The organism is Clostridium sp. (genome assembly GCF_017888565.1).
Taxonomy (GTDB): domain Bacteria; phylum Bacillota; class Clostridia; order Clostridiales; family Clostridiaceae; genus Clostridium.
In genome coordinates this window covers 1-12,565 of record NZ_JAGHFX010000030.1, presented here as the reverse complement: position 1 = coordinate 12,565, position 12,565 = coordinate 1, and the positions used below count along the sequence as shown (strand labels likewise).

Below are 12,565 nucleotides of genomic sequence, written 5' to 3'. Positions count from 1 at the left end.
AATTAATAGATAATATTTAAATAAAGTTGCTATTTAGTTAAATAAGAGGTGTATTATGAAGTACAAATTTTGTCCTTTATGTGGTAGAGGATTAGAAGAAAAGTATAGTTGGGATGAAGGCGGTGTACCGTATTGTTCTCATGATGATGTGATGTTTTTTGATACTCCAAAGCCATGTATAATGGTAGCAGTAATTAAAGATGATGAAATACTATTATTAAAGCAAAGTTATATATACAAAAATTCTAAAGTACTGTTAACAGGATATGTAGATAATAATGAGACAGCAGAAGAAGCTGTTTATAGGGAAGTAAAAGAAGAGGCTGGAATTAATATAAATAATATTACATATATGGGTTCCGATTATGTTAAAGATAAAGAAATTTTAATGATAACATTCATGGCTGACTTTGTTTCAGGTAAAATTAATAAATCGGATGAAGTTGAAGGCATGGGGTGGAGTAAACTAGCAGATGCATTAGAGCAAATGAAAGAAGATATAATTGGAACAAGAGTTGTAAAAAGGGTTTTGGAAATAAGAAAAGCTAATGGTATATAAATGATTATGGAAATAGTAGATAGATTTAATAAGTTGAAATCTATCTACTATTTGCTTATTAACAAAATAAAAATAGTTGGCATATAATTAAGATATAGTAATAAATTAGGGGAAAAAATGAAGTTTAAAGTAAATAAGGTTAATGGGTTTGGAAATGAATTTTTATATAGGGAGTTTAAAATCAATGAAGTTGAATACAAGTGGTCTTCATCTTTAAATTATGACTTTAAGCCTGAAATGATAGTTTATCATCATACAGTAGATAATAATATGACACCTCAAAAAATAGATGAGATTCACAAAGGAAGAGGGTGGTCTGGAATAGGGTATCATTTTTATATAAGAAAAGATGGTACTATATATAGAGGAAGACCTGAAAATGCTGTAGGTGCACATGCGCCAAGTGTAAATAGTAGAGCATTTGGAATTGCCATAGAAGGTAATTTTAATATTGAAAACCTAACTCAAAATCAAATGAACAGTATTATTGAATTATCAAATCACTTAATAACAAAGTATAATATTAGAGATTTAAAAAGACATAAAGATGTTAGAAATACAGAGTGCCCAGGCAAGAATTTTCCTTTTGAGGAAATTAAATCAAAACTAGGTCTTTAATAAAAATAGTAGATAGACTTAGCTTTAATATAGGTCTATCTACTGTTTTAAATTATGCAATATTTAACAATCAGATCTATATATTTTAATAGATAAAATGCTATCGTTATAACTGATTTCAGCTTTATCAATCATCATTCCAACTAAAGAAAGCTCTCCATCTAATTCACATTCTCCGCCTAAGTGCCAATAATATTCTTCAACTTCATGTTGGCGAGGAGTATTTAGTATCTTTTTTAAATTATATAATTCAATATCATCAATTTCTTTAATCTTACCACAAATCAGAAAGGAGCTAGAGTCATCTTCAGTATGCAATTCTACATGAATATCACTAGCGCCTGATTTGTAAAGGTAAGTCATCATTTCATTAACTATTCTTAAGTTTTTTTCAAATTTAAATTTCATGTTTTAAATAATCTCCTTTTTAAAGATATTAATAACTGGAATTAAAAGCATTGCAACGAATCCAGCTGCTAAGCCATTATTATATAAATTAAGACCACCATGAAGGTATCCTATATTAGTAACCATATTTACATGTAAGAATCCAGCTAATATACCTGCTTTAAAACCAAATTTTCCAGCAATAGGTGCAAGAGCTGTTGAAAATAAAATAGATAATATTAATGATGGAGAATTAATCGGATTAATATTCATTAATGCCCCTAGAATCGCACCTAATATAATAGGAATTATATTTCTTATATGCTTACCAAAGGCTCCAAAACCAATTATGGGGAAAATACCAGAAATAGTTGGTCCATTTAAATCACCATTTAGAAGTATTACAAGAAAGGTTGATAAAAATCCAAGTACACCCATATTAATATAGCAAGTATCTCCAAATAATAAATAAAAATCGCTAACTAATCTACCTGGCTGATTAAATAAGGAGGATAATTTTTCTTTAGGGCTAGGATTATGAAGTAAACCGAGGATTATTAAATATAGAGAAATTATAAATAAAAGAATGGAGAAAATATAATTCGACCCAGTATTCCATACCATTCTAGTTTCAAATTCTATGCCTACAGCACGTAGTATAGACATTAAGAGTGTGGCAAATAATCCAGCAGCAAATCCTACGTTATATAAATTATATCCATTATGAGATTTAATACAGTGGGAAGCTATAGGTGCTAATACAAATCCAGTAAGTATCCCTATTCCATAGCCTAGTGATATTCCGAATAAGGGTGAAAAGTTATCTGTAAAGCTAAGTTGGCTCACAGTAGGAGCTAATGTGGTTGAAAGTAGTGCCACTAAACTGTAATTAAGAAAAGGTTCTTTTTGATATTTTGAATAAAGATAGACACCTATTATTATTGGCCATATATTTAATAAGTTTTTACCAAAGAATGCAAATCCAGTCATAAGCCATAATGACATAATAGTTGACCCATTAGGTTTAACCCCTATAAATATTAAAAGTAACATGGATAGAATACTGGTCAAAGCGGAATTGAACAGAGATGCACCGATTCCACCAATTTCAACATAATCAGTTATCAAAATATCTGGACTTAAGATTATTCTTTTTAATCCATAAAATATTTCAATTGGAGAATCTAATATTAGTGCAACAAGAATAAAAAATAAATACATTATCAGTAAAACTACATAGGGTGGATAAAATTTCCTCTTTTTTATATAAATCACCTCTCAAAAAAATTATTATTTATATTATAAAATTTAAATAAATATATTGATAAAAACAATTTAATCTAATAAAATTATTTAGTTATGTATATCTTAATATATGTTTAAGGTAGTATAATATAATTATAGCTTAGAAATGATTAGAGTTGAATATAAAATAGGAGGAGTTTGGTATGGATGGGAAGAAAATAAAACAAGTACCAGAGATAAAAGGATTATTAAGAAGTCATGTAATAGAAGTTCCTTCTTGCATAAGAGATTGCAGTGGAATAAAAATATTTGGAAAAAGAATAAAATCTTTATTATTTACTACAGATGTTGCCATTATAAGAAATACCAATGCAGATGCCATAATAGCAGTATATCCCTTTACTCCTCAACCACTTATAACACAAGCTTTAGTTATGGCAGCAGATGTACCTGTATTTTGCGGGGTAGGTGGAGGAATAACTCAAGGGAAAAGAGTAGTAAATTTAGCTTTGGATGCAGAATTTAAAGGAGCAATGGGAGTAGTTGTAAATGCTCCTACAGCAAATGATATTATAAGGAAAATACGTGAAACTATAGATATACCCGTAATAGTTACTGTAGTTTCAGAATGTGAAAATGTTGCTGAGAGGATTGAAGCTGGAGCAACGATACTAAATGTTTCTGGAGGTAAAAATACACCAAATATTGTAAGGAAAATAAGAGATCAATTTCCGACTTTCCCTATAATAGCAACTGGTGGACCGACAGAGGAAACTATAATAAGAACTATAGAGGCTGGGGCTAATGCAATAACATATACTCCACCACCATCTGGTGATGTTATGGGAAGTTTAATGGATAAATACAGAGACCAGAACTAATTAGAATATTTAATCCATAAAAATATAGAATAATAATAGAAAAGGTGTATAATATATATATATAGGACTAATGACCAAGGTAGAGGTGCTGTTATTAATAGTATTTATAATGAGCTTTGCAAAGTTATGAATTATAAAGAAAGGATTAACAGCCGAAGGAATATATCATTGCAAGGATTTATTTCTGGGGATGCATATAATATGTGTATCACTGTCACGTAAGTGGAGGGCTACAAGGCAATAATTATAAATTTTATTATTATATGCTAAATACACCTATAGCCTTTAATTTCACTTAAGGAGATCTACCACTATGGAAAGCCATAGTGGTTTTATTTTTATAATAATATAAGTATATTTTGGAGGAGATTATATGATACTTTTTGGGGCAAGTAAAATAGAAGAAAATAATTTAATTATTGGGGGTATAAAGGCAAGAGACTTAGCAAAAGATTATGGAACTCCGTTATATGTAATGGATGAACAGCTTCTAATAGATAATTGTAGAGATTATGTAAAATACTTTAAAGTTAATTCAGAGAATAATAGAGTAGCTTTTGCAGGGAAAGCTTTTTTAACATTAGAAATGTGTAGACTTATAGAACGCGAAGGACTTTATTTAGATGTTGTTTCAGGTGGTGAACTATATACAGCATATAAGGCTAACTTTCCTGTAGAGAAAATATATTTTCATGGAAACAATAAGACTTTAGAAGAGATAGAGTTTGGAATTAAACTAGGTGTAGGAAGATTTGTAGTGGATAATCTATGGGAAATGGCAAAGATAAATGAGATATCTGAAAAATATAATAAGGTTCAAAAGGTTTATTTAAGACTTACACCGGGAATAGAAGCTCATACTCATGAATATATTAAAACAGGTCAAATAGATTCAAAGTTTGGGTTTGCACCAGTAGGAAATATAATTATGGATGCTGTAAAAAAAGCTTTAGAATTAGAGAGTATAGAGTTGGTAGGTCTTCATTGTCATATAGGATCACAAATATTTGAAACAGAGCCATTTGCGGATGCAGCAGAAGTAATGATAAACTTTATAAACAATATAAGACAGGAAACAGGACACATGATTGAAGAGTTAGATTTAGGTGGAGGATTTGGCATTTATTATTCAGAGGGAGATAAGCCAAAGGAAACAAAAGAGTATTGTGATATTATATTAAATAGAGTTAATGAAGTATGTAATAAGTTATCACTTAAAAAACCTATCTTAACAATAGAGCCAGGAAGATCAATTGTAGCTAATGCAGGAACAACATTATATACAATAGGTTCAATAAAGGAGATACCGGGTATAAGAAAATATTTAGCTATAGATGGTGGAATGACGGATAATATAAGACCAGCTTTATATGAAGCAAAATATGAGGCCATAATAGCTAATAAGGCGAGCGAAAATATAGAAAGTAGAGTTACTGTAGCTGGAAAGTGCTGTGAGTCAGGGGATATTTTATTACAAGATATAAATCTTCAAAAAGCAGAAAGTGGAGATATACTTGCAGTTCTATCAACTGGAGCCTATGGATTTTCAATGGCTAGTGGATATAATAAAAATTTAAGACCAGCAGTAGTATTTGTAAGAAATGGTGAAGCAAAAGTTGTATGCAAAAGACAAAGTTATGAAGAATTATTAATTAATGAAATATAATGTTAGAATAAAAAATAGGGTAAATGAAATTCATTTGCCCTATTTTTAATAATATATACTCTATTTAAATTTTTCATAAATATGATATACTAGAATATAAGCTAAAAAAGCGAGGTGAGTAAAAGTAGTATTATTATGGAGAAAAGGGAATATATAGTAGATAGAATTGAGTGTGATTACGCTGTATTGGAAATAAAATCCAATGAATTAATTAGTGTTAAAAAAAGTGATATAATAGGAAATGTAAAAGAAGGAGATATTTTATTTAAGAAAGATAACTTTTATTTTATAGATGAAGAAGCTAGTAAATTAAGACGTGAAAATATCAATACTATGATGAAAGGACTATGGGAAGAATGAGTGATAGTAATAATGTAAATGAAGGAATTGATCTAGAAGAAGGTAAGAAAGAGCGTGATTCTAAAAAAAGCTTTATTAGTGAATGGGGAATTCCAATAATTTCAGCGATAATATTAGCTTTTCTTATAAATAAGTTCTTATTATTTAAAGTTTTAATTCCATCAGAATCAATGGTACCTACACTAAATGTTGGTGATAGGCTTTTTGTTACAAGAGTATATAACTTAGAAAAGCTTAAACGAGGGGATGTTATAGTATTTCACTCAGAAGAACTTCAAGATTCATTAATAAAAAGGTTAATAGGATTACCAGGAGATAAAATAAATATAGAAAATGGTAAAGTATTTGTGAATGGAGAAGAGTTGCAAGAAGATTATATAGGTGCTGAAGATAATTTTAATGGAGAGTATGAAGTACCAGAGGGGAAATATTTCTTTTTAGGAGATAATAGACTTTGGTCAAAAGATTCAAGATATTGGATTAATCCATATATTGATGGTGAAGATATAAGTGGTAAGGCTCAAATAAAAGTATATCCTTTTGATCAAATTGGTAAAATAAAATAAAGTAAGGAAAGGAAGAGCTATGGGAAATAAAAATACAGAAGAAAATAATAATAATAGAAAGCAGCATACTCTATTCTATGCGGTAATGGCATTTCTATTTTTATACGCTTTTACTTCAACTAAAAATTTTATGACAACTCAAGAGATAAGTTATAATGAATTCTTAAATATGGTAGAGAATAAGCAAGTGGAAAGTGTTATTATTTCATCTACAGAAATAAAAATATTACCTAAGAGTGATGAAGATAGTAAAGAGACAGGCAAAATATTATATACTGGCAATGTTGATGATCCTAATTTAATAAATATTTTAAATGAATCAGGAGTAGAGTTTAAAGGAGCGCCAGTACAAAATAATTTCATAGCAGAATTTATTTTTAGTTGGATAATAATGCCTCTTATACTCTTCTCTATATTTAGATTTATAGCTGGAAGAATTGGTAAGAAAATGGGCTCATCTCCTATGATGGGAATGGGGATGGGAAAAAGTAATGCTAAGATCTATAAGGAAAATGATATAAAAATAACTTTTGATGATGTTGCAGGGCAAGATGAAGCTAAAGAATCATTAAAAGAGATAATAGATTATTTAAATAATGCTAGTAAATACACAGAAATAGGTGCTAAGCTTCCTAAAGGAGCTCTTTTAGTTGGGCCACCAGGAACAGGAAAGACATTATTAGCAAAAGCAGTAGCTGGAGAAGCAAATGTTCCGTTTTTATCCATATCAGGTTCAAATTTTGTAGAGATGTTTGCGGGAATGGGAGCAGCAAAAGTAAGGGATCTTTTCCAAGAAGCAGAAAAAAATGCTCCATGTATCATATTTATTGATGAAGTAGATTCTATAGGTAAAAGTAGGGATTCTCAGCTTCAAACTAATGATGAAAGAGAACAAACACTAAATCAATTATTGACACAAATGGATGGATTTGATTCAACTAAAGCAATAGTTGTTTTAGCAGCTACAAATAGACCAGAAATATTAGATAAAGCATTATTAAGGCCTGGAAGGTTTGATAGAAGAGTAATAGTAGATAGACCAGATTTAAAAGGAAGAATAGATATATTAAAAGTTCACTCTAAAGGAGTAAAACTTGGAGATGATGTAAATCTAGAAGAAATTGCAAAAAGTACTCCTGGGGCAGTAGGAGCAGATCTTGCTAATATAGTAAATGAAGCAGCTTTAAGAGCAGTAAAGCATGGCAGGGAATTTGTAATGCAAGAAGATTTAAGAGAAGCTGTAGAAGTTATAATAGCAGGAAAAGAAAAGAAGGATAGAATTCTATCTCCTATGGAAAAGAGAGTAGTTGCATTCCATGAAGTAGGTCATGCACTTGTTGCTGCATTATTAGAAAAAACAGATCCAGTTCATAAGATAACTATTGTTCCTAGAACTATGGGAGCACTAGGATATACAATGCAATTGCCAGAAGAAGAAAAATACTTAGTATCAAAAGATGAATTAACAAGTCAAATAATGGTTATGTTAGGTGGTAGATCTGCAGAAGAAGAAGTATTTAAATTGGTTTCAACAGGTGCTTCTAACGATATAGAGAGAGCTACACAAACAGCTAGAAGTATGGTTACTATTTATGGAATGACAGATAAATTTGATATGATGGCTTTAGAGTCTGTTCAAAATAGATATTTAGATGGAAGAGCAGTAAGAGAATGTAGTGACGAAACTTCAACTTTAGTAGATGAAGAAATATTAAAAATTATAAAAACTTGTCATGAAAATACTAGAAAGTTATTAAATGAAAATAGAGATTTACTTGATAAGATTTCAGAGTACTTATTAGAAAAAGAGACGATATTTGGTGATGAATTTATGGAATTTGTATATGATAAATATCCGGAACTAAGAGATAAGAAAAAGAAAAAGATTGAAGATTCAAGTAAAGTTATAGAAGTAGAAGAAATAACAGAAGTTTAAAATAACGAAAAATGGATAAATTAATGAGAGGGTGTACATGATTTATTGTTACACTCTTTCTTAATAATATAAATTAAAAATCAAAGGGGGATTAGCTCTTGGATAAAATAGAACTATTAAAAGAAGATGAAAACTTAAAAAATACGTTAAATATTCTTAGTGAAGAAACTTTAAAATATATAGATAAGAGAAAAAGTATTTCAGAATATATACTTGATTATAGAAAAAAATATATAGAAGAATATAGAGATGATGAAGATAAGTTAATGGAATACTTTGATCATGAAAGATATATTAAAGAAGAGTCATATAAAATGATAGATAAAAAATTAGGTGAATTTGTTAAGCTTAAAGAGTCTCCATACTTTGGAAAAATTGGGTTTATAGATGATGGATATTCAGAGGAGTTATATATAGGTAGATATGGATTAACTCCAGAAGGAAGTTATGATCCAGTTATAGTTGATTGGAGAGCACCAGTTGCATCTTTATTTTATAAAGGGATGCTAGGTGAAACTACTTATAAAAGTCCGCAAGGGGAAATACCAGTAGATATATTATCAAGAAGGCAATTAATTATAAAAAAGGCTAAGTTAGAAGGATATTTTGATTCGGATATAAATATACAAGATGAAATATTACAAATGGTTCTATCATCTAATTCAGGAGAGAAACTTAAGGATATTGTAAATACGATACAAAAAGAACAAGATGAAATAATAAGAGCTGATAGAAATAAAGTTGTGGTTGTAAATGGAGTTGCAGGTTCAGGAAAAACTACTATAGCTCTTCATAGAATAGCATATCTTTTATATAATTTTAGGGAACAACTAACAGATAAAGTTCTTATTTTAGGACCGAATGACATATTCATGGACTACATTTCAGAGGTGTTACCTAATTTAGGAGAGACGGCAGTTGTTAATGAAACATTTTTATCTTTTGCATATAAGGAAATAGGCTTAAATGAGCCTGTAAGAGATATAACATCTTATTTAGAAGAAGTATTAAAAGGTAATGAAAAGATAATTGAAGATATAAAATATAAATCATCAAATAAATTTATAGAAATGTTGGATAAAAAAATAGAAGATATAGAAGAAAACTATTTCAGAATAGAATCAGTAAGATTTTTAGATGAAGAAATAGTTTCTATAGATGAAATAGAAGAGCTTTTTGAGAAACATTATAAATATATGCCTATATTTAGAAGAAGCCAAAAGATAAAGAGAATATTATTTTCAAAAATAAAAGATAAAAGAGATGAGAAAGTAAGGGAAATTAATTTAAAAGCGCAAGAAGAAAAGTCGAAGCTATCTGCTGATGAACTAGTAATTGAAGAAAACAATATTGAATTTAGAAGAAGAATTGCTATAAGAGATATAGTAAGAGAAGTTATGAAATCTAAATCTGAAATAGAAAAATGGATAGAAAATGAAGGTATTGTAGATATATATAAAGAATTTATTAATATCCAAAGTCTTTCATATTTAGATTTAGCAGGTATTTTATACTTAATGATAAAATTAGATGGAAAGAAAGCTAATACAGAAATAAAGCATATAGTTATTGATGAAGCTCAAGATTACAACATGTTACAGTACTTAGTTTTGAAGGAATTAACAGGATGTAGAAGTTATACTATCGTTGGAGACTCAAATCAAAGACTTATAAAAGCAGAAGAAGTCCCAGCTATGCTAAAATTAAAAGAACTTTTTGGCGGATTTTTTAGTTTATTTGAGCTGAAGAAGAGTTACAGATCAACTTATCAAATAATGGAATATGCAAGTAAGCTTTTAGATGAAAATGCAGTTGTTCCATTTGTAAGAAAAGGTGAATTTGATGTACTAGAAACAATAGTACCAAAAGATGATAAGGACGATTTAATAGATGTAATATTAAATTTATTAGAAGACTATCAAGAAGAAAAGTATGAAAATATAGCTATAATAACAAAGGATAAGGAAAAATTAAATCTTATATCTCCAGAACTTAAAAAATACACAAATATATTGGCATTCAATGGTGGAGATGTAGTGTATAAAGGTGGAAAGGTATTAATACCATCCTATTATGCTAAGGGGTTAGAATTTGATGCTGTAATAATTGTTGATTTTGATGAGAATACCGATAATTTAATTAAATATATAATGTGTACTAGAGCGTTGCATAGATTGTCAGTAGTTAAAGTAAGATAAATTTTATATATTTATATGAATATAATTAAAAAGGAGCTATCGCAGAAAGCTATTTAATTGTGCGATAGCCCTTTTTTCTTTTTTGAGGTTTAAATTTAAAAAAAATTATTTGTGAAATTTCACAATATATTTAATTTTTTATTAGTCATAATTTAAGAAAAGTGTATATTGAAGTTAATAACATTGAAATAAAGAAAAAAGATACTATAATAAAATCATAAGCTCTTTGTAAACGATATTCAATAAAGGGGTTAGGGTATGGAGTGCTTTTATGAACAATTTCAAACTAAAGATTACGGAAGTTTAGAAAAGATACTAAATATTTCATCCAAGGTTTCATTAGTTATTGCAATATTGTTTGCATCAATGTTGAATTTAGTATTTACAGCAGTTTTTGCTTTAATATACTTAGTAATCTTCATTTTGTCTAGAAATCTTATAGTTGAGTATGAATATGAGCTTACAGCAGATGAGTTAGTTATATTCAAAATAATGAATAAGAGTAAAAGAAAGCAAATAGGAAGTTTTAATATCAGACAAATATCAAGTGTTAAAAGTCCAGAAGGACTTGGAAAGAGTAATAGTAAAATTATAAAAGCTTATTTAGAAGAGTCTGGATTAAAAGACATGGTGTATATGGCAAAAACATCTCAAGGAGTTGTAGGATTTCAATTGGCAATGGATGAAAAGTTAACAAATTTAATAAAAAGAGTTAATCCGTTAGCATTTTATTAATATATAAATTTGGAGGAGAAGATTATGGCAGGTTTAAGTTTAAAAAATATTCAAAAAGTATATGAAAATGGATTTAAGGCAGTTCAAGATTTTAATTTAGAGATTGAGGACAGGGAATTTATAGTATTTGTTGGACCATCAGGATGTGGTAAGTCAACTACATTAAGAATGATTGCAGGATTAGAAGAAATATCTGGAGGAGAATTATACATTGATGATAAGATAGTAAATGATGTAGCTCCAAAAGATAGAGATATAGCAATGGTTTTCCAAAACTATGCATTATATCCTCATATGACTGTATATGAAAATATGGCATTTGGATTAAAGCTTAGAAAGCTACCAAAGCAAGAAATAGATACTAAAGTTAGAGAAGCAGCAAAGATATTAGATATAGAACATCTTTTAGATAGAAAACCAAAAGCTTTATCAGGTGGACAAAGACAAAGAGTTGCTATGGGAAGAGCTATAGTTAGAAGTCCTAAAGTATTCTTAATGGACGAACCTTTATCAAACCTTGATGCTAAGTTAAGAGTTCAAATGAGAATAGAAATTTCAAAGTTATATAATGAATTAAATACTACATTTATATATGTAACACATGACCAAACAGAAGCTATGACTTTAGGAACAAGAATAGTTGTTATGAAGGATGGGGTTATTCAACAAGTTGCTTCACCAACTGAAATTTATAACCACCCAGCTAATCTTTTTGTTGCAGGATTTATAGGAAGTCCTCAAATGAACATGACATATGGACAAAACCTTGTTAAGGATGGAAAAAACTATGTTAAGGTATTTGATAAATTAGTTGAAGTTCCAGCTGAAAAAGCTAAGATAGTAAAAGAAAAGAATGCTGAAAACTTAGAAGTTATAGTTGGAATAAGACCAGAAAATATCTATCATTCAAAAGAAGAATTAACTGCTGAAGGAGTTGTTACTTTTAAAGGAGAGGTTGATTTAAAAGAAAACCTAGGTGCAGAAACATATATCCATGTTAAAAAGGATGGGGCAAACTTTATAATAAAATCTAGAACTGGTGCTGATTATAAGATCGGAGATCCAATAGAATTTGGATTTGATTCTAATAAGATCCACATTTTTGATAAAGAAGAACAAAATACAATATTCTAGTACAAATTATTAAGTGTAAAATATTATATAGTGATTAAAGTAAACAGGCTTAAGGATAATAAAATCCTTAAGCCTGTTTAATAATTTATTAAAAGGATAGAATTTACAAATGATTATAATGGAAGAAGTGAATGAAGATTTTAAAAGGCGCTAACGAAATGGTCTGACCCCTAAAAAGTAGACATTGTTAAAAGGGATATATCATTGTGAATTACAAAAATGGCTTCGATATTTAATTGGAGCCATATTTTTTAACCTTTTTTGAAATCTAATATTATTA

General features: G+C 28.9%; 12 protein-coding genes and 1 riboswitch. Of the genes, 10 read left to right on the top strand and 2 right to left on the bottom strand.

The window, feature by feature from the left end; all coding sequences use genetic code 11:
• Nucleotides 1-55 precede the first annotated feature (55 nt).
• Nucleotides 56-559: an NUDIX domain-containing protein gene (locus tag J7M87_RS05340; protein ID WP_291649371.1), complete on the top strand. Its 504-nt coding sequence runs from the start codon at nucleotides 56-58 to the stop codon at nucleotides 557-559.
• A gap of 117 nt (nucleotides 560-676) precedes the next feature.
• Nucleotides 677-1,177 carry a peptidoglycan recognition family protein gene (locus J7M87_RS05335; RefSeq protein ID WP_291649370.1) on the top strand — a complete coding sequence of 167 codons (501 nt, stop codon included), beginning with the start codon at nucleotides 677-679 and terminating at the stop codon, nucleotides 1,175-1,177.
• Between the two features lie 63 nt (nucleotides 1,178-1,240).
• Here the strand turns inward: J7M87_RS05335 and J7M87_RS05330 are convergent, their stop codons facing one another.
• Together J7M87_RS05330 and J7M87_RS05325 are read right to left on the bottom strand one after the other, a co-directional pair.
• Nucleotides 1,241-1,585, bottom strand: coding sequence for a hypothetical protein (locus J7M87_RS05330; protein ID WP_291649368.1), 345 nt, complete (start codon nucleotides 1,583-1,585; stop codon nucleotides 1,241-1,243).
• Nucleotides 1,586-1,588: 3 nt separating this feature from the next.
• Nucleotides 1,589-2,785 (bottom strand): DUF1576 domain-containing protein, encoded by a 1,197-nt coding sequence (locus tag J7M87_RS05325; protein WP_291649366.1) that lies wholly within the window; start codon nucleotides 2,783-2,785, stop codon nucleotides 1,589-1,591.
• A gap of 227 nt (nucleotides 2,786-3,012) precedes the next feature.
• Between J7M87_RS05325 and J7M87_RS05320 the strand changes: the two genes are divergently transcribed.
• The 8 genes from J7M87_RS05320 to ugpC all read left to right on the top strand — a co-directional run bounded on the left by J7M87_RS05320 (nucleotide 3,013) and on the right by ugpC (nucleotide 12,285).
• Nucleotides 3,013-3,690 (top strand): hydrolase, encoded by a 678-nt coding sequence (locus J7M87_RS05320; RefSeq protein ID WP_291649364.1) that lies wholly within the window; start codon nucleotides 3,013-3,015, stop codon nucleotides 3,688-3,690.
• 72 nt (nucleotides 3,691-3,762) lie between these two features.
• A riboswitch (Lysine riboswitch) is annotated at nucleotides 3,763-3,931 on the top strand.
• 132 nt (nucleotides 3,932-4,063) lie between these two features.
• Nucleotides 4,064-5,356, top strand: a complete 1,293-nt coding sequence (gene lysA / locus J7M87_RS05315) for a diaminopimelate decarboxylase (protein ID WP_291649362.1) — start codon at nucleotides 4,064-4,066, stop codon at nucleotides 5,354-5,356.
• A 135-nt stretch (nucleotides 5,357-5,491) separates the two neighbouring features.
• Nucleotides 5,492-5,716, top strand: a complete 225-nt coding sequence (locus J7M87_RS05310; RefSeq protein ID WP_291649360.1) for a DUF3006 domain-containing protein — start codon at nucleotides 5,492-5,494, stop codon at nucleotides 5,714-5,716.
• Nucleotides 5,713-6,282: a signal peptidase I gene (gene lepB / locus J7M87_RS05305; protein ID WP_291649545.1), complete on the top strand. Its 570-nt coding sequence runs from the start codon at nucleotides 5,713-5,715 to the stop codon at nucleotides 6,280-6,282. The genes J7M87_RS05310 and lepB overlap by 4 nt, the downstream gene beginning before the upstream one ends.
• A gap of 19 nt (nucleotides 6,283-6,301) precedes the next feature.
• Complete coding sequence (ftsH, locus tag J7M87_RS05300; protein ID WP_291649358.1) at nucleotides 6,302-8,218, top strand: ATP-dependent zinc metalloprotease FtsH; 1,917 nt, start codon at nucleotides 6,302-6,304, stop codon at nucleotides 8,216-8,218.
• A 98-nt stretch (nucleotides 8,219-8,316) separates the two neighbouring features.
• On the top strand, nucleotides 8,317-10,416 hold the full coding sequence (locus J7M87_RS05295; RefSeq protein ID WP_291649356.1) for a UvrD-helicase domain-containing protein: 2,100 nt from the start codon (nucleotides 8,317-8,319) through the stop codon (nucleotides 10,414-10,416).
• A gap of 258 nt (nucleotides 10,417-10,674) precedes the next feature.
• Nucleotides 10,675-11,151: a hypothetical protein gene (locus tag J7M87_RS05290; RefSeq protein ID WP_291649354.1), complete on the top strand. Its 477-nt coding sequence runs from the start codon at nucleotides 10,675-10,677 to the stop codon at nucleotides 11,149-11,151.
• A 24-nt stretch (nucleotides 11,152-11,175) separates the two neighbouring features.
• Nucleotides 11,176-12,285, top strand: coding sequence for a sn-glycerol-3-phosphate ABC transporter ATP-binding protein UgpC (gene ugpC, locus J7M87_RS05285; protein ID WP_291649353.1), 1,110 nt, complete (start codon nucleotides 11,176-11,178; stop codon nucleotides 12,283-12,285).
• Nucleotides 12,286-12,565: the final 280 nt, after the last annotated feature.